Source organism: Pseudomonas sp. NPDC089734, assembly GCF_044748865.1.
Taxonomy (GTDB): domain Bacteria; phylum Pseudomonadota; class Gammaproteobacteria; order Pseudomonadales; family Pseudomonadaceae; genus Aquipseudomonas.
Window position 1 is genome coordinate 17,659 of the sequence record NZ_JBIVGV010000012.1, and the last position, 21,074, is coordinate 38,732.

At 59.6% G+C, this 21,074-nt stretch carries 23 protein-coding genes; 10 read left to right on the plus strand and 13 right to left on the minus strand.

What is annotated here, in order from left to right:
* The first annotated feature begins 9 nt into the window (after positions 1 to 9).
* Entirely contained in the window at positions 10 to 225 is a 216-nt protein-coding gene (locus ACIPY9_RS15920) for a hypothetical protein (protein ID WP_400703064.1), read from the plus strand.
* A gap of 6 nt (positions 226 to 231) precedes the next feature.
* Here the strand turns inward: ACIPY9_RS15920 and ACIPY9_RS15925 are convergent, their stop codons facing one another.
* From ACIPY9_RS15925 to ACIPY9_RS15965, 9 genes are all read right to left on the minus strand, one after another.
* Positions 232 to 996 carry an ABC transporter ATP-binding protein gene (locus ACIPY9_RS15925; RefSeq protein ID WP_400703066.1) on the minus strand — a complete coding sequence of 255 codons (765 nt, stop codon included), beginning with the start codon at positions 994 to 996 and terminating at the stop codon, positions 232 to 234.
* A gap of 9 nt (positions 997 to 1,005) precedes the next feature.
* On the minus strand, positions 1,006 to 2,124 hold the full coding sequence (locus tag ACIPY9_RS15930) for a succinylglutamate desuccinylase/aspartoacylase family protein (RefSeq protein ID WP_400703069.1): 1,119 nt from the start codon (positions 2,122 to 2,124) through the stop codon (positions 1,006 to 1,008).
* 12 nt (positions 2,125 to 2,136) lie between these two features.
* Positions 2,137 to 2,847 (minus strand): ABC transporter permease, encoded by a 711-nt coding sequence (locus ACIPY9_RS15935; protein ID WP_400703072.1) that lies wholly within the window; start codon positions 2,845 to 2,847, stop codon positions 2,137 to 2,139.
* Positions 2,844 to 3,572 carry an ABC transporter permease gene (locus tag ACIPY9_RS15940; protein WP_400703075.1) on the minus strand — a complete coding sequence of 243 codons (729 nt, stop codon included), beginning with the start codon at positions 3,570 to 3,572 and terminating at the stop codon, positions 2,844 to 2,846. Before ACIPY9_RS15940 ends, ACIPY9_RS15935 begins: the two co-directional genes overlap by 4 nt.
* An 85-nt stretch (positions 3,573 to 3,657) precedes the next feature.
* Complete coding sequence (locus ACIPY9_RS15945) at positions 3,658 to 4,440, minus strand: transporter substrate-binding domain-containing protein (protein WP_400703078.1); 783 nt, start codon at positions 4,438 to 4,440, stop codon at positions 3,658 to 3,660.
* A 305-nt stretch (positions 4,441 to 4,745) separates the two neighbouring features.
* On the minus strand, positions 4,746 to 7,220 hold the full coding sequence (locus ACIPY9_RS15950; RefSeq protein ID WP_400703081.1) for a penicillin acylase family protein: 2,475 nt from the start codon (positions 7,218 to 7,220) through the stop codon (positions 4,746 to 4,748).
* Between the two features lie 317 nt (positions 7,221 to 7,537).
* Positions 7,538 to 8,182, minus strand: coding sequence for a glutathione binding-like protein (locus ACIPY9_RS15955; protein ID WP_400703084.1), 645 nt, complete (start codon positions 8,180 to 8,182; stop codon positions 7,538 to 7,540).
* Between the two features lie 107 nt (positions 8,183 to 8,289).
* Positions 8,290 to 8,490 (minus strand): SEC-C metal-binding domain-containing protein, encoded by a 201-nt coding sequence (locus ACIPY9_RS15960; protein WP_117166060.1) that lies wholly within the window; start codon positions 8,488 to 8,490, stop codon positions 8,290 to 8,292.
* Between the two features lie 62 nt (positions 8,491 to 8,552).
* Positions 8,553 to 9,047 carry an LEA type 2 family protein gene (locus tag ACIPY9_RS15965; protein WP_400703089.1) on the minus strand — a complete coding sequence of 165 codons (495 nt, stop codon included), beginning with the start codon at positions 9,045 to 9,047 and terminating at the stop codon, positions 8,553 to 8,555.
* 102 nt (positions 9,048 to 9,149) lie between these two features.
* Between ACIPY9_RS15965 and ACIPY9_RS15970 the strand changes: the two genes are divergently transcribed.
* Positions 9,150 to 9,680 (plus strand): hypothetical protein, encoded by a 531-nt coding sequence (locus tag ACIPY9_RS15970; protein ID WP_400703092.1) that lies wholly within the window; start codon positions 9,150 to 9,152, stop codon positions 9,678 to 9,680.
* 94 nt (positions 9,681 to 9,774) lie between these two features.
* Here ACIPY9_RS15970 and ACIPY9_RS15975 read toward each other — a convergent pair whose 3' ends face one another.
* On the minus strand, positions 9,775 to 10,248 hold the full coding sequence (locus ACIPY9_RS15975; RefSeq protein ID WP_400703095.1) for a YchJ family protein: 474 nt from the start codon (positions 10,246 to 10,248) through the stop codon (positions 9,775 to 9,777).
* Positions 10,249 to 10,251: 3 nt separating this feature from the next.
* Positions 10,252 to 10,749, minus strand: a complete 498-nt coding sequence (locus ACIPY9_RS15980; protein ID WP_400703098.1) for a DUF6231 family protein — start codon at positions 10,747 to 10,749, stop codon at positions 10,252 to 10,254.
* 210 nt (positions 10,750 to 10,959) lie between these two features.
* Between ACIPY9_RS15980 and ACIPY9_RS15985 the strand changes: the two genes are divergently transcribed.
* Both ACIPY9_RS15985 and ACIPY9_RS15990 read left to right on the plus strand, forming a co-directional pair.
* Complete coding sequence (locus tag ACIPY9_RS15985) at positions 10,960 to 11,235, plus strand: DUF1145 domain-containing protein (protein ID WP_400703101.1); 276 nt, start codon at positions 10,960 to 10,962, stop codon at positions 11,233 to 11,235.
* Positions 11,228 to 11,986 (plus strand): collagen-like protein, encoded by a 759-nt coding sequence (locus tag ACIPY9_RS15990; RefSeq protein ID WP_400703104.1) that lies wholly within the window; start codon positions 11,228 to 11,230, stop codon positions 11,984 to 11,986. Before ACIPY9_RS15985 ends, ACIPY9_RS15990 begins: the two co-directional genes overlap by 8 nt.
* A 38-nt stretch (positions 11,987 to 12,024) precedes the next feature.
* On the opposite strand, the gene ACIPY9_RS15995 is transcribed toward ACIPY9_RS15990, so the two are convergent.
* Positions 12,025 to 12,489, minus strand: a complete 465-nt coding sequence (locus ACIPY9_RS15995) for a CopD family protein (RefSeq protein ID WP_400703107.1) — start codon at positions 12,487 to 12,489, stop codon at positions 12,025 to 12,027.
* 107 nt (positions 12,490 to 12,596) lie between these two features.
* On the opposite strand from ACIPY9_RS15995, the gene dinG reads away from it, so the two are divergent.
* The 5 genes from dinG to ACIPY9_RS16020 all read left to right on the plus strand — a co-directional run bounded on the left by dinG (position 12,597) and on the right by ACIPY9_RS16020 (position 18,457).
* Complete coding sequence (dinG, locus tag ACIPY9_RS16000; RefSeq protein WP_400703110.1) at positions 12,597 to 14,741, plus strand: ATP-dependent DNA helicase DinG; 2,145 nt, start codon at positions 12,597 to 12,599, stop codon at positions 14,739 to 14,741.
* A gap of 90 nt (positions 14,742 to 14,831) precedes the next feature.
* On the plus strand, positions 14,832 to 15,980 hold the full coding sequence (locus ACIPY9_RS16005; RefSeq protein WP_400703113.1) for a serine hydrolase domain-containing protein: 1,149 nt from the start codon (positions 14,832 to 14,834) through the stop codon (positions 15,978 to 15,980).
* A gap of 158 nt (positions 15,981 to 16,138) precedes the next feature.
* Complete coding sequence (locus tag ACIPY9_RS16010; RefSeq protein ID WP_400703116.1) at positions 16,139 to 17,116, plus strand: OmpA family protein; 978 nt, start codon at positions 16,139 to 16,141, stop codon at positions 17,114 to 17,116.
* Between the two features lie 79 nt (positions 17,117 to 17,195).
* The gene (gene pdxH / locus ACIPY9_RS16015; protein WP_400703119.1) at positions 17,196 to 17,843 is read left to right on the plus strand and encodes a pyridoxamine 5'-phosphate oxidase; all 648 of its coding nucleotides are present in this window, start codon (positions 17,196 to 17,198) and stop codon (positions 17,841 to 17,843) included.
* Positions 17,844 to 17,992: 149 nt separating this feature from the next.
* Positions 17,993 to 18,457, plus strand: a complete 465-nt coding sequence (locus ACIPY9_RS16020) for a glycine zipper 2TM domain-containing protein (protein ID WP_400703122.1) — start codon at positions 17,993 to 17,995, stop codon at positions 18,455 to 18,457.
* 64 nt (positions 18,458 to 18,521) lie between these two features.
* Here the strand turns inward: ACIPY9_RS16020 and nhaA are convergent, their stop codons facing one another.
* A complete protein-coding gene (gene nhaA, locus ACIPY9_RS16025; protein ID WP_400703125.1) occupies positions 18,522 to 19,697 on the minus strand; it encodes a Na+/H+ antiporter NhaA in 1,176 nt (391 codons plus the stop codon).
* A 253-nt stretch (positions 19,698 to 19,950) separates the two neighbouring features.
* On the opposite strand from nhaA, the gene ACIPY9_RS16030 reads away from it, so the two are divergent.
* The gene (locus ACIPY9_RS16030; RefSeq protein ID WP_400703128.1) at positions 19,951 to 21,048 is read left to right on the plus strand and encodes a PLP-dependent cysteine synthase family protein; all 1,098 of its coding nucleotides are present in this window, start codon (positions 19,951 to 19,953) and stop codon (positions 21,046 to 21,048) included.
* Positions 21,049 to 21,074: the final 26 nt, after the last annotated feature.

Here is a 21,074-nt window from a genome sequence, read left to right on the forward strand (position 1 = left end):
GAGTGCCCTATGAAGACAGATTTCAAACCCTCCGACCGGGAAAAACCTCCTCAGCTCAATGAGATAGGCCTTCTTGCCTGGTCATTGATGGCCGATTCGCAGCTCAATATGGTGGGCGGCGGGATCCCTGGCGATCCCGGTCCGGACACACCTTATCCCCCGCAGCCGCCGGAACCCGGTGAGCCGACCTTGCCGGACGAGCCTCCACCTGTTCCCGTTGCATGAAGACGATTACTTCAGGTTCCCGCTCAGGAATTGCTGCAGGCGCTCGCTCTGGGGATTGTTGAGCACATCGTCCGGATGGCCGGACTCTTCGATCTGGCCCTTGTGCAGAAACACCACCTGGCTGGCGACCTTGCGGGCAAAGCCCATCTCGTGGGTGACCAGAATCATGGTCCTGCCTTCCTCGGCCAGACCCTGAATGACCTTGAGCACTTCCCCGACCAGTTCGGGGTCCAGTGCCGAAGTGGGTTCGTCGAACAGCATGATCTCCGGCTCCATCGCCAGTGCACGGGCGATGGCCACGCGCTGCTGTTGTCCGCCGGACAGGAAGGCGGGGTACTGATCGGCGACCCGCTCCGGCAGACCGACCTTTTCAAGGTACAGGCGGGCACGCTTTTCGGCTTCGGCCTTGGAGATGCCCAGCACCCGGCGTGGTGCCATGGTGATGTTTTCCAGTACGGTCATGTGTGCCCACAGGTTGAAGTGCTGGAACACCATGGCCAGTCGCGTGCGAATGCGTTGCAGCTCGTCCGGATCGGCGACCCGCATGCCTTCCTTGTCGCTGACCATGCGTATCTGCTGGCCGTCCAGGCTCATGGCCCCGTCGTTGGGCTGCTCCAGGAAGTTGATGCAGCGCAGAAAGGTGCTCTTGCCCGAGCCGCTGGCGCCGATCAGGCAGATCACATCACCGCTCTTTGCCTTGAGCGATACGCCCTTGAGTACCTCGTTGTCGCCATAGCTCTTGTGCAGGCCATCGATGGTCAGTTTGTACATGTCGGGTCCTCAAGGAGAAAGTAGATAGCCGCTGCGATAGGCCTGAGTGCCAGCGACATGAGCGATGACCATGCCTGCCGTTGCCATGCGTCGTAACGAGCGGGCATACAGCAGACCTGCATTTTGCGTGTGGACGGGAGTGACGGCGTCGCTGATCGGGTCGATGACGTCGGCGATCAATTGCCCGGCCTCGACGTACTCGCCGGGCAGGGCACAGAACACCAGCAGCCCGCCTGTCGGTGTCATGACCGGTTCGACGGCCGCCAGTGGTGTGGCCGGATAAAGCAGTTCGGGTTGCTCGGGGGCTTCGCCTGCAATGGCACCAAAGTCGATCAGGTAGTTGATGATCGCCTGACAGTCGCGGCTGCCCAGGGCGTGATTGACGTCGCCCTGTCCGCGCAGTTCCAGAGTCACCGAAAAACTGCCCATCGGAATCGGGAAACGTTCGCCGAAGCGCTGCTGCAATTGCCACCAGACCAGCGTGAAGCATTCATCGAAGGATTGCCCGCCCGAATCCGTGGCCAGCAGGCTGGCCTGTGCACCCAGATAGCGTGACAGCGGTTCGACCTTCGGCCAGGCCTCGGGCGTGGTGTAAAGGTGTTCGACCGACTCGAAGTCGCAATGCAGGTCCAGCACCATATCGGCATTGCAGGCCAGTTTTTGCAGGGTCAGCCGCAACGACTGCAATTGTGTCGTGGCGATCTGTGCATCGAGTGCCATGCGCAGGTTGGTGCGGATCAGGGCAACGTTGTGCGCCGGGTCGTCACTGAGCCGGCTTTCGATTTCATCGCCGACCTGTTCGCCTAGATCGGTAAACCAGCGATTGAAATTCTGCCCGCTCTCCAGCTCGTAACGCCCCAGCGGGGTGTCCATCAGGATCTGTTCCAGGCCGATGGGGTTGGCCACCGGAACGACGATGATTTCTCCCCGTAGGAGGCCCGCATTTTCCAGCTCGGCCAGACGCTGCTTCAGGTACCAGGCTGTCAGCATGCCCGGCAGTTCGTCGGCATGCAGCGAGGCCTGGATGTAGATCCGGCAGGTGCCGTCCTGCGGGCCGTAATGGAAGCTGTGGACCTGCCGCGCAGTGCCGGGCACCGGCGACAGCAGGTCGTGGGTCTGATGATCCATGGGGAATCCTGTCTAGTGGGCCGGGCCGAGGAAGGCCAGCCAGCGACGTTCGGCCAGTCGGAACAGTCCGACCAGAATGAACGTGACGGTCAGGTACATGACCGCGGCAATGCCGAAGGACTGGAAGGTCATGAAGGTTGCCGAGTTGGCATCGCGGGCGACCTTGAGAATGTCCGGTACCGTGGCCGTGAAGGCGACCGTGGTCGAATGCAGCATCAGGATCACTTCGTTGCTGTAGTACGGCAGCGAGCGCCGCAGCACCGAGGGCATGATCACGTAGGCATAGAGCTTCCAGCCCGTCAGGCCATAGGCCTTGGCTGCCTCGACCTCTCCGTGGGCCATGCTGCGTATCGCGCCGGCGAAGATTTCGGTGGTGTAGGCACAGGTGTTCAGGGTGAAGGCCAGAATCGTGCAGTTCATCGCATCACGGAAGAACGCATCCAGAAGCGGTTGTTCGCGTACTGCGGCAATGCTGTAGATGCCCGTGTAGCAGATCAGCAACTGGATATAGAGCGGTGTACCGCGAAACAGGTAGGTGTAGAACTGCACCGGCCAGCGTACCCAGCGTTTTTTCGACACGCGGGCGATGGACAGCGGGATGGACAGGCAGAAACCAATGGCGATGGAGGCGCTGAGCAGCCACATGGTCATTGCCAGACCGGTCACGTTGACGCCGTCCGTGTAGAGGAAGGCCTGCCAGTATTCCTGAAGCAATTCGATCATCGCTGTGCCTCCCGGCTGCCTGCGGCGTAATGCCGTTCGGCCCAGCGCAGGGCAATGTTCGAGGCACTGGTGATGACCAGATAGATCAAGGCGGCCAGTACCAGGAAGTAGAACAGTTGATAGGTGCTCTTGCCCGCATCCTGAGAGGCCTTGACCAGATCGGCCAGCCCGATGATCGACACCAGGGCGGTGGCCTTGAGCAGCACTTGCCAGTTATTGCCGATGCCCGGCAGGGCGTAACGCATCATCTGCGGAAAGACCACATAGCGAAAACGCTGGCCACGCTTGAGGCCGTAGGCGATGGCCGCTTCGACCTGGCCGCGGGGCACGGACAGGATGGCTCCGCGGAACGTTTCGGTGAAATAGGCCCCATAGATGAAACCGAGGGTGATGACGCCTGCACTGAACGGGTCGATTTCGATGTATTCCCATTCCAGGGCGTCGGTCAGGCTGGTCAGCCAGGTTTGCAGGCTGTAGAAGATCAGCAGCATCAGTACCAGGTCCGGAACACCGCGGATCAGGGTGGTGTAGATCTGCGCCGGAACACGCAGCAGTGCGGAACTGGACAGCTTGGCACTGGCACCGATCAGCCCGAGCACAATGCTCAGGAACAGTGACAGTACCGACAATTTGATGGTCATCCAGGTGCCCTGAAGCAGCAACGGGCCGAAGCCTTTCAAGCTGAATGCAGAGAGTCCCAGGTTTTGCAGTAGCGCATCGAGCATGGATAAAGCCTTGAGCGGTCAACAAACAGAAACGCCCATCGAAAGCGGCGGCGGATCATCGCCGAAATCGATGGGCGTCGGGGTGTTATTTACCGCTGTACAGATTCAGGTCGCCAAAGTGTTTCTTCTGGATTTCGGCGTAGGTGCCGTCATCGTGTAACGCTTTGATACCTTTATCCAGGAGAGCCTTGAGCTCTTTGTTACCTTTTGCGATACCGATAGCGGTCTTGGCAGGTAACAGAGGGCTGTCGACAGGCTCGCTGACTTCATAGCCTGCACCGGCCGGCGACTTCAGGAAGCCCAGTTCGGCTTGCAGCATGTCCTGGATGGAGGCATCCAGACGGCCGGAGGTCAGGTCTGCGTACACCTGATCCTGGTTGGCGTAGGCCTTGGTGTTTACACCGGCCTTGTCCAGAACGGCCTTGGCGTAGGCTTCCTGGATGGTGCCTTGCTCATAGCCGACGTTCTTGCCTTTCAGGCTGGCCGGGTCGGCGGTGAAGCCTGCACCTTTCTTGAACACCAGCGAGGTCGGGCCGGAGAACAGCTCGTTGGAGAAGTCGATGACTTTCTCGCGGGCCGGGGTCACGGTCATGGACGAAATGACGCCGTCGAATTTCTTGGCTTTCAGGCCCGGAATCATGCCGTCGAAATCGCTTTCGACCCATTTGCAGGTCACGTTCAGTTCTTTGCAGATCGCATTGCCCAGATCGATATCGAAGCCCTGAAGGCTGCCGTCTGCGGCTTTCGATTCAAAAGGAGCGTAGGAAGGATCGACGCCAAAACGCAGCTCCTTGTATTCCTTGGCCATGGTGTTACCGGCGGCCAGGCACAGAGCCAGTGCGGAAAGGGTCAGCCATGCTTTTTTCATTGTTCAGTCCTTAACCAAATTGAGCGTAGAGAACACGCCAGGCTTGCTACCGGCGGATGCCAGACCGGCAAGAAGTAGCAATTTCCGAACCAAGGAGGCGAACGTGCGTTTTAAATATAAGCAGTTGTCGCAATGCTGAATTAGAGTGCCACCATGGTTGTCGAGGCGGCGGCACTCGGAATGTGCCGGAATGAGCACGCCGTTTCAGCAAAAGGAATGAGGGCTATTGTCGCTCAACAGGCGTGTCCAAAATGGGGCGTCACGGGTGTGGCGCTCCATTTTGGTGCCTTGAGTGTTCCGAACGGTTACTTGCCCGGTGTCAGGGTCAGGCGTTGCTTGCCATAGCCTTTTTCGTAGTTCTGCTGCTGGAGCGGAATCGATTGGTACTGCGCCTTGAGCCACGGCTCGATGCTGTTGGCGTAGTGCGGGCTGGCCGGGTTGCCTGACTGACCGGTGCTGACCAGCCCCATCATGGGTTCAACCTGGCTGAAATCGACGATCATGCGCATCGCCGGTACGGCGTGAGTATCCAGGCCTTTGCCCCACTCATAGGCCGAGACATTCAAGGTGCTGTGGTCACCGCCAGCCGGACTCGGGCCGCGATTGAAGTCGCTGCCCAGCTGTTTGACCAACGGGGTGCCCGATGCGCTCCAGTTATCGTGATGCAGCTTGCCCCATTGCCAGGCCTTGTGATCACTCCCCAGCAGGCTGTCGCCCGTGGTGATGGCCGCCGCAAGGCTGCGGGCCAGAATTGCAGGCTTGTCTTCTTTTTGCGGCGTTTTGACGTCATCCCAGAACGGGCTGTCTTCACGGCCCAGCAAATGATCGGCCTGCGGCGAATAGGACGAGCTGGCATTGGCGGTCAGCGCCTGCCAGGCCGGGCTGCTTTCCGGGCCGAGTTCATCGAGAAATGTCAGCCTGGCGCTTTCTTGCAGGAACAGCTCATACAGCGCTGCATCAGCCGAGGTCGGGGTGAGCCTGCCATCGAAGGCCATCAGACGGGTATAGGCTTCCCGCGCCTTGGCCCGTTCGGCTTCAGGCAGGGCCTCGATGGCCTGTTTGAGCGGTTTGGCCATGCCCGGCGCCTCGAACATGTTCTTGAGCTTGGCGGCAAAGGTCGTGGTCTGGTCATACTGCATGGCGATGGTGCTGCGGGCGTCCTGCTTGCCACTGTTGGCCAGCTCGGCAATGCGCTCGGCCCGTTCCGGGTAGCCCCAGGAGTTGGACAACTGCATGCCATAGCCTTTAGGCACCGTGCGCTGATTGGCGGTCGCGATCCAGCCCTGGCGCGGGTCCTGGTCGTAAGGGTGCAGCATCGAGTCGGCAAAACCGTCCCAGTCGTATTGACCCTCCCAGCCCGGCGAAGGCAGCAGGCCCTGGCCTTCGCGACGATTCGGGAAGCGGCCCGTGACCTGCCAGCCAATGTTCGAGGCATCGGCGAACACCATGTTCAGTGTGATTGCACGAATTTCGCGAGTGGTGTCGAAGGCTTTCTCGACGTTGGGCGCACGGGACAGGTCAAAAAAGGCATCGAGGCTCTTGTCGTCCTTGAAATCCACGGTTTGCAGCGCCAGCCCCAGGCCGTTGCCCGGCGGTGTGGCACTGGCGTTGAGCAGTGCGCCGTGGCGAGTGGCGTAGACGGTTTCACGAATCGGGCGGCCGCCCTTGATCAGGAAGGTCTCTTCGTGGGCAAGAGCAGGCTGCCACTTGCCGTCGGCCATGTAGAACAGGCGATTGTTCTCACGCTTGAGTTTTTCCAGGAACAGGTCCTGGTTGTCGCCCTTGACGTTGCTCAGGCTCCAGGCCAGCTTGCCGTTGAAGCCGCTCAGGACCAGAGGCAAACCGGCAATCGAAGCACCTGAGGCCTGGTATTTCGGTGCGCGCAACTGCACGAAGCTCCAGGCCGAATTCATGCCGCCAGGCAATTGCATATCGCTGGCCAGCAGGCTCTTGCCGTTGCGGCTGCGTTGCGGGGCGATGGCCCAGTTACTGGAGGCGGCAACGCCCAGCATGTTCAGGTCGGTGAGTTGCAGGGCAACCTTGTTCAGGTCGTTCAGTTCGGGCACTTGATTGGCCAGATTCAGGCCCTTGAGCTTGTCGGCTTCGGCGAATGGCAACGCTTCGTCGGGGTAGGTCGGCAGCAGCCAGGCCAGTTTGTCGGCCCCGACTTTCTGCGCCAGTACCAGTGCCGAAAGTTCTTCCTGCAGGTTCACCGACAGGTTGAAGCTCAACAGGCTGAAGATCAGTGCCGAATCTTCGGGTTGCCAGTATTCCAGGCGAGTGCCGGAGCTGGCCAGATCGGCAGGCAGCTTGTCGCGATAACGGAACATGTAGGCGTTCACGCCACGGGCATACACCTCGAAGAAACGTTTGAGGCGTGGCGACGAAGCGTTGTACAGCTCGCTGGCACGTTGCTTGAGGTCGGCCGAACGCATCAGACGGTCGACCTCCAGTGCATCGGCACCGGCCATTTCCGCCAGACGACCCTGCGCCAGCAGGCGCATGCTCAACATCTGGGCGAGGCGATCACCGGCATGCACATAGCCCAGGGTGAACAGCGCATCGTGATAGGTGCTGCTTTCGATCAGCGGCATGCCGAGGTTGTTGCGGCGCACCGAGACGTTCTGCGCCAGCCCCTTGACCGGAAATACGCCGGAAACGGGCAGGAGTGTTTCACTGTCGCCACCACCCAACTGGCAGCCCGCAAGGCTCAGAAAACCCACTGCCATGGCGGCAGCGCTGAATCGGGTCATGAAATACGAAGGGGCTGGCGAGGCCATGGCGAAACTCCCGCAGGGATGGCGTATGTAAAGGTCGCTACGTTAGAGAGCGGACAGGCGCCATGCAAGACAGGAAACGGAGTTTATTTCAGGATTTTACAAGGGGGCCGGGTTCGCGAATGAGTTTGCGAAGACCGCATGCCCATTGCGACGTTTTTTGCGGGGGCTACAGGCCCATTCGCGGTTAAAACCGCTCCCACGGAATGAACTGCCCGTAGGCGCGAATTCATTCGCGAAAGGCAAGTGCATCCAGGAGCCGCCTGGAACACCGCCTTCCCGGATAAGTCCGGTCCTACAGGGCTGAGCAGGCAAGAAACTCAAGCCTTCGGCGGATTGATCTGCTCGACCAGCGCATAGGCCTGCTGGGTCGCTTCCCGACTGGCGATGCTCTCGAACCAGCATTTCAGGTTCGGGAAGTCATCCAGATTCTGCTGCTGGAAGGTGTGCGGCACGATCCAGGGGTAGATGGCCATGTCCGCAATGCTGTACGTGTTACCGGCCACGAACGCCCGATCGGCCAGGCGCTTGTTCAGCACGCCGTACAGGCGGGCGGTTTCATCCACGTAGCGCTTGATCGCGTAAGGGACCTTTTCCTTGGCAAAGCGATTGAAGTGGTGATTCTGGCCTGCCATCGGCCCCAGGCCTCCCATCTGCCAGAACAGCCATTGCAGCGTTTCCTGGCGCCCCCGGAAATCCTGGGGTATGAACTGACCGGTCTTGTCCGCCAGATACAGCAGGATTGCACCGGATTCAAACAGACTCAGCGGTTCGCCACCATCGGCAGGCTCATGATCGACAATGGCCGGAATGCGGTTGTTGGGGGCGATTTTCAGAAACTCGGGTTTGAACTGTTCATCCTTGCCAATGTTCACGGGGAATAGCTTGTAAGGCAGGCCGGTCTCTTCAAGAAACAGGGTGATCTTGTGTCCGTTGGGCGTTGTCCAGTAATGAAGGTCGATCATTGAGGGCTCCATGTGATGTGCCGGAACCGCCTGTTTTACTCTTCCCTGAACCCTTCGCACAAATGAAAACGGCCTGCGATGCAGGCCGTTGGCAGAAGGCTCGGCGTTTACGCGCCGTGGCACTTCTTGAATTTCTTGTCGCTGCCGCATGGGCAAGGATCGTTGCGGCCAACGTCCTTCAAGGCATTGCGCACCGGCTCCTGGTGAGCGTGACCGCAGTTCGGGCCGTGGACATGGCCGTGCTGATGATCGTGATGGTCATGGTCGTGGTTGCAATCAGGGCCATGGACATGGGCGTGCTGGTTCATCGGGGGTACTCCGCAATTAAATCGGCGCGCATTATCTCGCAAATGAGCGTGCAGCAGTATCTTTAGCCATTCTTGAGCAACAATTCCCGGGGTTTTATCGTTTCGCTGCGTTCGATGTGCGTACTGTGCCGGAAAATGAGCCCGGTCTTGAGCCTGCCTTCCAGTCGATAGCGAACCTCGTCTTCGGGGTCTTTGAGCAACTGGGCAATGTACCTCACATGTCGCCAGAGGTTGGTCCTGACCGGCACGACAAAGGTCTTCCGGCTGCGTGCCGCCACGAAAAACCAGTCGCTGGAACTGTCTTCTGCCAGCAGCACATCGTTGAGCATTACCTTGTAGCGAAAACCGCGTACCAGCAGGCGTGAGTCGTTGGGATTGTCGAGAATGAAATGCAGATTGAATTCTTGTTGTACCAGCCTGGCCTTGACGACCTGGACTTTGAGCAGGTGTATGGCCGGGTCCTGGAAGGTGCTGAAATGCCAGGACGAGCACCCGGACAGCCCCAGTAACAGCAGCGCAAGGCTTATGAATCTTGTCATCGGCGCTTGAGGAAACATGGCAATGCTCCGGTTGAAGGCAGAGTTTAGCAACTGGCTGGCTTGTTGGGGCTGCCGACGCTACGCCATACTCCCCGCCATACGCAGCCTGAGTGTCCTTGCATGAGCTTCTATGAAATTGTCTTTTGCGGTCAGTTGATTCCAGGTGCCCAGCTCGACAGGGTACAGGCCAATCTGGGCAAGCTGTTTCAGGCCGATGAACAGCGTCTGGCGCTGCTGTTTTCGGGGCGAAGGCTGGTACTCAAGAACAACCTCGATGCCGAGGCGGCGGAGAAATACCGCTCGACCCTGGAGCGTGCCGGTGCCCTGGTCGAAGTGCTGGACATGAACCTGCCGGTCGAAGAGGTGGAGCTGGCACCGCCGCCTGCCGAATCGGGCCACCCTCAGCCGGTTCCGGGGCGTTTGCAGGTCGAACCCCGGGATGTGTACATGGCGGCTTTCGTGGATGTCGATGCCCCGGACTTTTCCGTTGCCGAGGTCGGCAGCGACATGCAGGATGCCCGACCCCGCCAACCCGCCCCAAATCTGGACCTTTCCGGGTTGAGCCTGGCACCTGCCGGCAGCGACATGGGGCAGGCCAGGCCAGCCATTAACGCCGTTACCCCTGATACCTCGCACCTGAAGCTGCTGTAGGAGCGAATTTATTCGCGAAAACTGTATTTCTGCCGGTAAAGATTCATCGGCTGTACAGGCCTCTCGCGAATGAATTCGCTCCTACGCCGGTTTATCAGGCAACGTAACTCGCGCAGCATTTCTTGAACTTCTGCTCGCTGCCACAGGGGCAGGCGTCGTTGCGTCCGGCCTTGAGCGGTGTGGTGGAGTCGATGAAATACCAGCGGCCCTGATTCTGTACGAATGCAGAGCGTTCCCTGTGACTGTGTTCGCCGGCCTCGTCATGCCAGCGAGCCGTGAAGGTGACGAAGGCATGTTCAGGCTTGCCGCCGAAAACCTCCGAGCTTTCCACTTCAAGCCCCAGCCAGGTGCTTTGCGCGCTCCATTGGGCAATGGCTTCGCGGTCCAGGCTTTTCTTCTGGGCCGGCAGGGTGGTGTCGACCAGGTAATCGACCAGCCCCAGTACATAAGCACTGTAGCGCGAGCGCATCAGCTTTTCCGCGCAGGGCGCAGGCTGGCCCGCATGAAAATGACCACAGCAGGCCAACAACAGATCCCCGCTGCCGCAGGGGCAAATAGCACTACTCATGATTCACCACCAGTATTTGCCGAAATTCTCCGGGTTGGCCCAGAACTTCGCGTTCAGCCAGTCGGGGACTTGCTTGTATTCGCGCAGGTCATAGGTGAACAGGGTCAGGACCTGTTCATCGCGGCTGAAGCGTTCGCTGGCTTGCAGGGCCAGCGAGAAAAAGTCGGTTTCCTGCCAGCCGCAGGCCTGCAGGTCGGCCAGTACCGCGATGCGACTGGCGTTGAGGTTGCGGATGCCGCCCAACAGTTCCAGGCCTGTGCGTTTGGGAATGTGTTCCAGGCAATCGACCACCAGGGCCAGGTCGAAACGCTGGGCGGCCAGGGCAGCAGGCAGGTTACCGGGTGTTGCCAGGGCCAGCTCGGTTCCTGGATGTGCCTCCCGAAAGGCGTGCAGCGCAGGAAACTCCTGCGCCCCGACCAGCAGAAGGCGTTGTGGCGTATAGCGGTCGAGCAGGGCGGCCAGCGCTTGCTGCGGGGTGCGGGTGGAAAAGCCGATGGTCATCAATAATCCTCAGTCTGACTGGCAAGCCTAGCCTGCCCGGTTGCCCCTGAAAAGGGCGAGCCATCGGGCCTGCAGCGATATCGAGTCTCTGAATGACCATGAATTTTCCCGGGCTACTGGCATATTCCCGATGCAAGACGTTTACTGTGTGAGCGCAAACATGTGCAAAAACAACAAGTATTCGCAAACGTTCATGAGCAGGGGCAGGCAATGAAGCTGTTTTGGGGGCTGGGCAAGGTGTTGACGCTGGGGTTCTGGCTGGTGGTGCTGATCAATGCGGTCATCGAGGCACCCAGTCCGTTCGGGGTCATGATCGACATGGCTGGCAGCCTGGTGCTGCTGACTCATTGCCTGGAACTGATTCTGTTCAATGGCAGCCTGCGCGGTCGCAAGCACCCCTGGCGTGACCGGGGCAAGATTCTCATCTTCGGTATCTTCCATGTGCAGGCCATCGGTCGCCGCTCAGCGGAGTCCAGTCATGCGTAAGCTTCTTCTGTTGGCAGCCCTGTCCAGCCCGATGGCCATGGCACAGACGATCAGTGTCGAATCTCACTCCCTCATGCGCCTGCCCGGTAACAGCAGTATGTTGCAGATCGACCGTCTGGAAGTGGCGGATTACGGGACGTTGCTGATTCCTTCCGTCGTGACCGAGGTCAAGGTCGGCGAACTGGTGCTGGGGCATGAAGCGCGTATTGCCCTGGTACCGGGCTCACAGACCTTCAACCTTGTGGTGAGCCATGGCGAACTGGGGACAGGCAGCCAGATCACGGCGCGTGGCGCACCGGGCACTTATGAAAAGGCCGCGTTGCCGGGGCGTAATCTGATCCTGCGTTTACAAAGCCTGAATGCAGAGCAGTTGTCGGTGGATGCCCGGGGTGGTTCGGGAGCACCGGGTTACGTGGGGCTGGATGGCGGTAATGGGCAGGCTCCGGGTTGCATCATGGGGCAAGCGGGGCGCGGGTATGACGGAGATGCCGGCGGTCATGGCCATGACGGCGCGGCGGGTGCTCAGGTGCGTCTGGAGTTGCCCCAGAGCTTTGCTGCCGAGCGTATCAAGGTCAATGTCGAAGGCGGTGCCGCCGGACCGGGCGGTGAGGGCGGCAAGCCGGGCAAGGGAGGCGAATCCAGAGGCTGCATCGTCTATCGGGCCGATGGCGGCAAACCGGGTAAGCCCGGACTGGCCGGGCAGCCCGGCATGGCTGGCCCTGCCGGTACGGTGACACTACAGCGTTTGTAATCGTGCTTTAGCAAGGCCGGCGATGTTGGCCTTGCTCCTCAGAACGTCGGCCTCAGTGCCGCAATGGCCACCACCAGCAGGCCAATGCTGAGGTTGACCCCCACCAGACGCCTGATCCTGCCCAGCGTCGCAGCGCCTTCAGCCCATTGCTCGGCCTCTACGGAGCGTTGCAGCTCCGGCAGTTGTAACGACTGGATGCGCAGAAACAACGCAACCATCACCACATACAGCCCCATCATGACCTGCACATAGCGTGGAGCGGTCTCGAAGCTGGTGAAGTTCAACTGGATCATGCCGACCCCGGTAATCGGCAACACGACCACCGCCGCCCAGACCCAGGCAAAGAACCGTGGAAACACCTGGACCCACAATTTCAGGCGGGCCGGGCCTTCCAGTGCTGCAATGATGGCTGGGCGTAACACCATCCAGGCGAAAAACATCCCGCCCACCCAGACCAGGGCGGCCAGAACATGCAGTGTGTAGACAGGGGCGAAAGGACTCATCAGGTACTCCGTTCTGCGCGGATGGATTTAGCGAGGTATGATAGCGCCCACTCAGAACCACTGAAAATTTATCCAGCCTTTTTTGCCGTGCCGCCGAACCCGAACCCATGATCAGTACCGAATTGAAATCCCAGATACAGGGAGCCTACTCGCGTTTCCTCGAAGCCAAGAGCCTCAAGCCGCGCTATGGACAGCGTTTGATGATCGCGGAGGTCGCCAAGGTGTTGGGCGATGTCGAGACCGACGAAGAAGGCCGGCGCTCGGGCGATCCGGCGGTGGTGGCGGTAGAAGCGGGGACCGGTACCGGGAAAACCGTGGCCTATGCCATTGCGTCGATTCCGGCGGCCAAGGCAGCGGGCAAGCGGCTGGTCATCGCCACGGCCACCGTCGCCTTGCAGGAGCAGATCGTTCACAAGGATCTGCCCGACCTCATGCGTAACAGCGGGTTGAATTTCAGTTTTGCGCTGGCCAAGGGGCGTGGGCGCTACATGTGCCTGTCCAAGCTCGACATGCTGTTGCAGGAAGGCGAGGCCACCAACGCGACCGCCCAGCTTTTCGAGGAAGAAGGCTTCAAGATCGAGGTCGATGAAGCCAGCCAGAAGCTTTTCACCAGCATGCTCCAGAAGCTGGCCGGCAATAAATGGGATGGCGACCGAGACAGCTGGCCTCAGGAACTGGCCGATCAGGACTGGGCTCGCCTGACCACCGATCACAGCCAGTGCACCAACCGGCATTGTCCCAACTTCCAGCAATGCGCGTTCTACAAGGCCCGTGAAGGCATGGGCAAGGTGGACATCATCGTCACCAACCATGACATGGTCCTGGCGGATCTGGCGCTGGGCGGTGGTGCGGTACTGCCCGACCCGCGTGACACCATGTACGTATTCGACGAAGGGCACCATCTGCCGGACAAGGCTATCGGCCACTTTGCCCACTACACCCGGCTTCGCTCCACGGCCGACTGGCTGGAGCAGACGGCCAAGAACCTTTCCAAGCTCCTGGCCCAGCATCCGTTGCCCGGCGATCTGGGCAAGTTGATCGAGCAGGTGCCGGAGCTGGCCCGGGAGATCAAGGGGCATCAGCAATTCATGTTCGGCGCCTGCGAGCAATTGGCCGATTTCCGTGCCGGGGAAGACATGGAAGGCCGCGAACGCCCGCGCCATCGCTTTGTCGGTGGCGTCGTTCCCGAACATATCCGCGAGATGGGCATTGAGCTGAAAAAAGGTTTTGCGCGCCTGGACGACCTGTTCACGCGCCTGACCGAACTGCTCAAGGAAGGTATGGATGGCGAGGTCAATATCGGCATTGCCAGCCATCAGGCCGAAGAATGGTACCCGTTGTTCGGCAGCCTGCTGGCCCGTGCCCATGGCAACTGGGAGCTGTGGACCGCCTTTACTGCCGAGGACCCGGAAGACAGCCCGCCGATGGCTCGCTGGCTGACTCTGGCGGACAGCGGCGCACTGTTCGATATCGAGGTCAACGCCAGCCCGATCCTGGCGGCCGAGATGCTGCGCCGTAACCTCTGGAACATTGCTTATGGCGCGTTGGTCACTTCCGCGACCCTGACCGCGCTGGGCAAGTTCGACCGTTATCGCATGCGTGCCGGCCTGCCCAGAGATGCGGTGACGGCGGTTGTGCCCAGCCCTTTCCATCATGCCGATGCCGGTGTGTTGCGGGTGCCGGACCTCAAGGCCGATCCCCGCGATGCCGTGGCGCATACGGCGGCCATCATTCGTGAGTTGCCGAACCTGGTGGAGGGTTCTCGCGGTACGCTGGTGCTGTTCTCATCGCGCAAGCAGATGCAGGACGTCTTCGATGGTCTGGATCGCGACTGGCGCAAGCAGGTTTTCATTCAGGGCAACCTGTCCAAGCAGGAAACCCTCAACAAGCACAAGGCCCGGGTCGACAGCGGCGAATCCAGCGTGCTCTTCGGGCTGGCCAGTTTTGCCGAAGGGGTGGACCTGCCCGGTGCGTACTGTGAGCACGTGGTCATCGCTAAGATTCCTTTCGCGGTGCCGGACGACCCGGTGGAAGCGGCCCTGGCGGAATGGATCGAAGCCCGTGGTGGCAACCCGTTCATGGAAATCGCCGTGCCCGATGCTTCGCTGCGTCTGATTCAGGCCTGCGGCCGATTACTGCGTACCGAGGCGGATCGCGGCACCATCACGCTGCTGGACCGGCGTGTCGTGACGCAACGCTATGGGAAGGCGATTCTCAATGCGTTGCCGCCGTTTCATCGGGAAATTTCCTGATAGATGCGTCGGATGAGTCCTGTTCCCAAAGCGACCAATCGCTGAAACAATGCACGCCTTTTCAGGCAACAGTCGTGCGGGAGTCAGCGGGTGCAGATCCAGGGCCATTTCGAGCTTAAATTTGAAGCAGTGCGCGAAGCCTTTGCCGCGCTTTTCGACGACCCCCAGGAGCGCGGCGCGGCGTTGTGCATTCAGGTCGGCGGCGAAACCGTCATCGATCTCTGGGCCGGTACCGCCGACAAGGACGGCACTCAGGCCTGGCACACCGATACCATCGTGAACCTGTTTTCCTGCACCAAGGCATTTGCAGCCGTAGCGGCCCTGCAACTGGTCGACGAAGGCAAGCTGAAACTGGATGAACCCGTTGCCAGGCTCTGGCCCGAGTTTGCCGCTGCGGGCAAGGCCTCGATTACCCTGCGTCAGCTACTGTGCCATCAAGCAGGCTTGCCCGCCCTGCGTGAGCAACTGCCTGCTACGGCTCTGTATGAATGGGACACCATGACGGCGGCCCTGGCGGCCGAGCAACCCTGGTGGACGCCCGGTCAGGGTCATGGTTATGCCGCAATCACCTATGGCTGGCTGATCGGTGAGATGCTGCGTCGCGCCGATGGTCGCGGGCCGGGTGAATCCATCGTGGCGCGTGTTGCACGGCCATTGGGGCTCGACTTCCATATCGGGCTGGCCGATGAGGAGTTTGACCGTGTGGCGCATGTCGCCCGCAGCAAGGGCAATGCCGGTGATGAGGCCGCCCAGCGAATGCTTCAGGCACTCATGCGCGAACCCGAGGCAATTGCCACCAAGGCTTTTACCAACCCGCCTTCGATCATGACCAGCACCAACAAACCCGAGTGGCGCCGCATGCAGCAACCGGCCGCCAACGGGCATGGCAACGCGCGCAGTCTGGCCGGGTTCTACAGCGGCCTGCTCGACGGCAGCCTGCTTGAAGCCGAGTTGCTCAATGAAATGACCCGTGAGCACAGCGTCGGCCAGGACAAGACCCTGATGACCTCCACGCGCTTTGGCCTGGGGTGCATGCTCGACCAGCCAACCGTGTCCAACGCGACCTATGGCCTGGGGCCAAAAGCCTTTGGGCATCCGGGAGCGGGCGGTTCCGTAGGCTTTGCCGACCCCGACTACGAGGTCGCTTTCGGCTTCGTTACCCACACGCTGGGACCTTATGTGCTGATGGACCCTCGGGCTCAAAAACTGGTCAGGACACTGCGTGAGTGTTTGCAATAACTATCACTCATAAGTGCTTGTTTCATACCGACTGTCAGTTAAAGGGGTGTAACAGGAACCGTACGACGGTTTCTTTTTCCAACTGTGTCTTTATGCGTGTTATACGGACGTAGCCACGTTCATACGTCCCTTGTCATCAATACTGTTGTGGGTCATTCATGTCATTCAATAAAAGCCTCGCTTTCGCTCTGTGTATCGCCGTGACGGGCTGTGCTCAAACCCCCAGGACCGACTCTGCCGACACGGGCGGCCATTGGTGGCAGTTTGGCTTTGGCAAGGAGGCTGATGCCGAGGTTGCCAAGGCACCAACGCCCGAAAAAGAACCTGTCGTTGTGGACTCGATCGCCAAGACCGAGAAGAGCAACCCCTGGTACTGGCCGTTCGGCAGTAGCGAGAGCAAGAAGGAAGAGCCCAAGGCTTTTCCGATGCCTGACCCGAAAATCACCCAGGCATGGCTCGACGAGTATGAGCCTCGCCTGCGTACAGCCATCAAGGACAGCCATTTCGAGCTGGAGCGACGTGAAGACCTGCTGATCATCACTGCACCGGTCGACGGCTCCTTCAACCCTGATCGCCCGGCCATGTTGTTGCCCGTGACCCTCGGTCCGATCACTCGTCTGGCCAAGATCGTCGAAGGCGACCCCAGGACAGCCGTACTGGTGCTTGGTCACGCCGATACCACAGGTGTCATGGCCGCGAATCAGAAGATCAGTCTGGAGCGTGCGCAGTCCGTGGCCGCGATCTTCCGCCTCAGCGGTCTGGCGCGTAATCGCCTGAGCCTGCGCGGTATGGGAGCCGTGATGCCACGCGCCGCCAACGACAGCGCCCAGGGCCGTTCGCTCAACCGTCGTGTCGAAATCCTCCTGACCCCTCAGGAAACCATGGTCGCGCTGATGAGTAAATACGCCTTGCCGCCGACTGCACCGACCATGGTTGCGACCCAGGACGTCAAGCCTGTCGTTCCGCCGGCACCGGCTCCCGCCAAGAAAGCCGCTACCAAGAAAGAGACGGCCAAGAAGGCGGCACCCGCCAAGGCCAAGGCTGCTCCGGCCAAGACCGCCGCGAAAAAGGCCACGCCAGCCAAGGCTGCTCCTGCCAAGGACACCAAGAAAACCAGCGATCAGGCCAGCAACTGATCGCCTGACTGACCCGCATCATTCCCAGATAAGGAGATGCGGGTCAGACTTCGCATTATTTCGGTGAAGGAAACCTGTCATGACCCAATCTCTGGCCGATATGCGCCGTGAGTATACCCGCGACGGTTTGACCGAAGCGCAAGCTCCCGATGAGCCATTTCCTCTGTTTCACAAGTGGTTCGACGATGCGGTCAAGACCGAACAGCCCCCGGTAGAAGCCAATGCGATGATGCTCGCGACCGTCGATGAAGACGGCCGTCCGCATTGCCGGGTTCTGCTGCTCAAAGGGCTGGATGCTCAAGGTTTCACGTTCTTCACCAATTATGACGGCGCCAAGGGGCAGCAACTGGCCGCTCGCCCGTTTGCAGCCATGACGTTTTTCTGGCCGACCCTGGAGCGTCAGGTACGTATTGAAGGGCGTGTGGTCAAGGTCAGTGCGCAAGAGTCGGATGCGTACTATCAGGTTCGCCCGCTGGGCAGTCGCCTGGGAGCCTGGGCATCGCCGCAGAGCCGGGTCATTGCTGATCGTGCAGAGCTTGAAGGCATGATCAAGCAGACCGAACAGCGTTTCCTCGATACACAGCCTCACTGTCCGGAGCATTGGGGCGGCTACCGCCTTCTGCCCGAACGGATCGAGTTCTGGCAGGGGCGTCCAAGCCGTTTGCATGATCGTTTGAACTACCGTTTGATAAACGATCAATGGACGCGTGAACGTCTGGCACCTTGAAGTGTGAATTATTCTGTTACCAGATCGTCATAGCGTTACATGCGGCATCGCTGTATGACGCCTGAATGAAATTAAATTGCAGGAGCGGGGCCGTGACAGCGTCGATGGCGCGGAGTCTAATGGCCACTTGTTCCTCTGGAGATGCCTTTATGCGTAAGTCTGCTCTTCTGGTTGCTTCGTTCACAGCGATGGCGTTGGCACTGGGCGGCTGTACCTCGAATCTCACTGGTGATTCCTACTCCCGTGACGAAGCCCGGACTGTACAGACCGTTCGCCTGGGTACTGTCGAATCCCTGCGACCCGTAAAAATCGAAGGTACCAAGACCCCGATCGGTGCCGGTGCCGGTGCAATTGTCGGTGGTGTGGGTGGTAGTGCCATTGGCGGCGGACGTGGCAGTGTGGTTGCCGCCGTGATCGGTGCGGTAGCCGGTGGTCTGCTTGGCTCCGCGACTGAAGAAGGCCTGACTCGCACGCAGGGTGTTGAAATCACCGTGCGTGAAGATGACGGCAGCATGCGTGCCTACGTGCAGCAGGTTCAGGAAAACGAGATTTTCCGTGTTGGCGAACGTGTGCGCATCATGACCGTCAATGGTACGAGCCGCGTAGCACACTGATCCGCTTTCTGGATCGTTGTGACACAAAACCCGGGCCTTGCCCGGGTTTTGTGGTTATGGCGTTCTACTTCTGTTGTTTCTTTCTGCTGCACAGATGCATGACGGTATAACCGATCAGGGCCGACAGAAGGGAGCCGGTGAGAATACCCATGCGATCTTCTCCCGCGTAATCACTTGCACCGGCCTCGAAGGCCAGTGAGCCCACGAACAGGCTCATGGTGAAGCCGATACCGCACAGTATCGAAACCCCCAGCACTTGCCCCCAGTTGGCCTCGCTCGGCAGTTTTGCCAGACCGGTTTGTATGGCCAGCCAGGTCAGACCGAATACACCCAGTGTCTTGCCCAGCAACAGACCGGCCGCAATCCCCATGGGGACCGGATGCGTGAAGCTTTCCAGGGTGACGCCTGTCAGTGAAACCCCGGCATTGGCGAATGCGAAAAGTGGCAGGATTCCATAGGCGACCCAAGGGTGCAGTCCATGTTCCAGCATCAGCAGCGGCGAATGACCTGAGGATTGCGTGCGCAACGGTATGCAGAAGGCCAGGACCACGCCCGCCAGCGTTGCATGGACCCCGCTCTTGAGTACGCAAACCCAGAGCACCAGCCCCACCAGCATGTAAGGCCCGAGTTTCGTGACACCCAGCCTGTTCAGGGCGATCAGTGCCAGGATGGCGGCTGCGGCCAGGATCAGTGACAGGTGCGACAGCTCGCCCGAATAGAACAGGGCAATGACAATGATCGCGCCCAGATCGTCGATGATGGCGAGCGTCATGAGGAACAGCTTGAGCGATACGGGTACGCGCTTGCCGAGCAGTGCAAGCACGCCGAGGGCAAAGGCGATGTCGGTCGCCATGGGAATGGCCCAGCCACCCAGGGCTGCCGGGTTGTCCTTGTTGAGCACGAAATAGATAAGGGCTGGCACCACCATGCCGCCAATGGCTGCGGCACCGGGCAATACGATCTGTGACGGTCGCGACAGATGCCCTTCGAGCACTTCGCGTTTGACCTCCAGCCCGATGACCAGAAAGAACAGGGCCATCAGGCCATCGTTGATCCAGAGCAGCAGGGGTTTGGCGATCTTGAGTGCGCCGATCTGGGCGACGACCGGAATATCGAGGAATTCGTTGTACAGCCAGGACAAGGGAGAGTTGTTGATGATCAACGCCAGGGCCGCGGCGGCAATCAGCAGCAGGCCACCAGCCGCCTCAAGTTGAAAGAACCGTATGATTGTATTTCGCATCGACGTGGTTATTCTCCGTCGTTTTTAAAGAAAGGCCCGTTACCCTACCGTTTACCCGGAACAGTTAAAACAAAAGTTATATTCGTTTTTGTTCTAAAGATGACAGCCCATTTTTAGCCTTGAAATTCTAACAATTATGTAACTTATTAATTCATAACTGTGCCTGTTGTGGCTGTAGGTCATTTCCTAAAATGTCGCTCTCATAATCTTTATGTAACTTCCGAATGTTCTGGAATCAAAGAGAAGTCAATAAATGATCGATAACCGTCCCTGGTCCCGTGAAGCCATTCGCATCATCGAAGCCGACTTTCAACGCAGTGCCGATACCCATCTGATTCCCGTGCCGTTGCCCGGATTGCCCGGTGTCGAGTTGTACTTCAAGGACGAGTCCAGCCACCCGACCGGCAGCCTCAAGCATCGGTTGGCGCGTTCGTTGTTTCTGTATGCCTTGTGCAATGGCTGGCTCAAGGCCGGTGCGCCGGTGATTGAAGCGTCCAGTGGTTCCACGGCCATTTCCGAAGCGTACTTCGCCCGTTTGCTGGGGTTGCCCTTTGTGGCGGTGATGCCTGCGACGACCTCTCAGGCCAAGATCGACCAGATTGCGTTCTATGGGGGTAAAAGCCATCTGGTTCAGGACCCGACGCAGATCTATGCCGAGTCCGAAAGGCTGGCGCGGGAAACGGGCGGGCACTTCATGGATCAATTCACCTATGCCGAGCGGGCCACTGACTGGCGAGCGAACAACAACATCGCCGAATCGATCTTTCAGCAACTTCGCTTTGAACGATACCCGGAACCAAGCTGGCTGATTTCCAGCCCGGGGACGGGGGGAACCACGGCGACGCTGGGACGTTACGTCCGTTATCGCCAGCACCCTACGCGTGTGTTGTGTGCCGATGCCGAGCGTTCGGTGTTCTTCGATTATTACCGCAGTGGTGATGCCAGCCTGCGCCTGGAATGTGGTTCGCGTATTGAAGGCATTGGGCGGCCGCGTGTCGAAGCCTCGTTTCTGCCGAAAGTGATCGATGCCATGGTCAAGGTGCCGGATGCGTTGTCACTGGCGGCGATGCATTACCTGGCACGGCGGTTGGGGCGTAAGGTCGGGGGTTCCAGTGGCACCAACCTGATCGGTGCGCTGATGGCGGCCCGGCAAATGGTCGAAGCGGGCGAGCAAGGCTCCATCGTGGCAATCCTGTGCGATGGCGGAGAACGTTATGCCAGCACGTATTACGATGAGGCCTGGCTCAAGGCTCAGGGCTATGAGCTGGCCGGATTGATCGAGGCCGTTGCGGCCTGCGCCGAGCAAGGTCAGGCCTTGCCCGATGGCGTGTTGAGCGAAGGCATCTTGTAGGAGCGAATTCATTCGCGAAGGCCGTT

Bases quoted from the DNA above. Each gene is read 5' to 3' on its own strand.
- ACIPY9_RS15920 (WP_400703064.1), top strand. From the start codon at position 10: ATGAAGACAGATTTCAAACCCTCCGACCGGGAAAAACCTCCTCAGCTC.
- ACIPY9_RS15925 (WP_400703066.1), bottom strand. From the start codon at position 996: ATGTACAAACTGACCATCGATGGCCTGCACAAGAGCTATGGCGACAAC.
- ACIPY9_RS15930 (WP_400703069.1), bottom strand. From the start codon at position 2,124: ATGGATCATCAGACCCACGACCTGCTGTCGCCGGTGCCCGGCACTGCG.
- ACIPY9_RS15935 (WP_400703072.1), bottom strand. From the start codon at position 2,847: ATGATCGAATTGCTTCAGGAATACTGGCAGGCCTTCCTCTACACGGAC.
- ACIPY9_RS15940 (WP_400703075.1), bottom strand. From the start codon at position 3,572: ATGCTCGATGCGCTACTGCAAAACCTGGGACTCTCTGCATTCAGCTTG.
- ACIPY9_RS15945 (WP_400703078.1), bottom strand. From the start codon at position 4,440: ATGAAAAAAGCATGGCTGACCCTTTCCGCACTGGCTCTGTGCCTGGCC.
- ACIPY9_RS15950 (WP_400703081.1), bottom strand. From the start codon at position 7,220: ATGGCCTCGCCAGCCCCTTCGTATTTCATGACCCGATTCAGCGCTGCC.
- ACIPY9_RS15955 (WP_400703084.1), bottom strand. From the start codon at position 8,182: ATGATCGACCTTCATTACTGGACAACGCCCAACGGACACAAGATCACC.
- ACIPY9_RS15960 (WP_117166060.1), bottom strand. From the start codon at position 8,490: ATGAACCAGCACGCCCATGTCCATGGCCCTGATTGCAACCACGACCAT.
- ACIPY9_RS15965 (WP_400703089.1), bottom strand. From the start codon at position 9,047: ATGTTTCCTCAAGCGCCGATGACAAGATTCATAAGCCTTGCGCTGCTG.
- ACIPY9_RS15970 (WP_400703092.1), top strand. From the start codon at position 9,150: ATGAGCTTCTATGAAATTGTCTTTTGCGGTCAGTTGATTCCAGGTGCC.
- ACIPY9_RS15975 (WP_400703095.1), bottom strand. From the start codon at position 10,248: ATGAGTAGTGCTATTTGCCCCTGCGGCAGCGGGGATCTGTTGTTGGCC.
- ACIPY9_RS15980 (WP_400703098.1), bottom strand. From the start codon at position 10,749: ATGACCATCGGCTTTTCCACCCGCACCCCGCAGCAAGCGCTGGCCGCC.
- ACIPY9_RS15985 (WP_400703101.1), top strand. From the start codon at position 10,960: ATGAAGCTGTTTTGGGGGCTGGGCAAGGTGTTGACGCTGGGGTTCTGG.
- ACIPY9_RS15990 (WP_400703104.1), top strand. From the start codon at position 11,228: ATGCGTAAGCTTCTTCTGTTGGCAGCCCTGTCCAGCCCGATGGCCATG.
- ACIPY9_RS15995 (WP_400703107.1), bottom strand. From the start codon at position 12,489: ATGAGTCCTTTCGCCCCTGTCTACACACTGCATGTTCTGGCCGCCCTG.
- dinG (WP_400703110.1), top strand. From the start codon at position 12,597: ATGATCAGTACCGAATTGAAATCCCAGATACAGGGAGCCTACTCGCGT.
- ACIPY9_RS16010 (WP_400703116.1), top strand. From the start codon at position 16,139: ATGTCATTCAATAAAAGCCTCGCTTTCGCTCTGTGTATCGCCGTGACG.
- pdxH (WP_400703119.1), top strand. From the start codon at position 17,196: ATGACCCAATCTCTGGCCGATATGCGCCGTGAGTATACCCGCGACGGT.
- ACIPY9_RS16020 (WP_400703122.1), top strand. From the start codon at position 17,993: ATGCGTAAGTCTGCTCTTCTGGTTGCTTCGTTCACAGCGATGGCGTTG.
- nhaA (WP_400703125.1), bottom strand. From the start codon at position 19,697: ATGCGAAATACAATCATACGGTTCTTTCAACTTGAGGCGGCTGGTGGC.
- ACIPY9_RS16030 (WP_400703128.1), top strand. From the start codon at position 19,951: ATGATCGATAACCGTCCCTGGTCCCGTGAAGCCATTCGCATCATCGAA.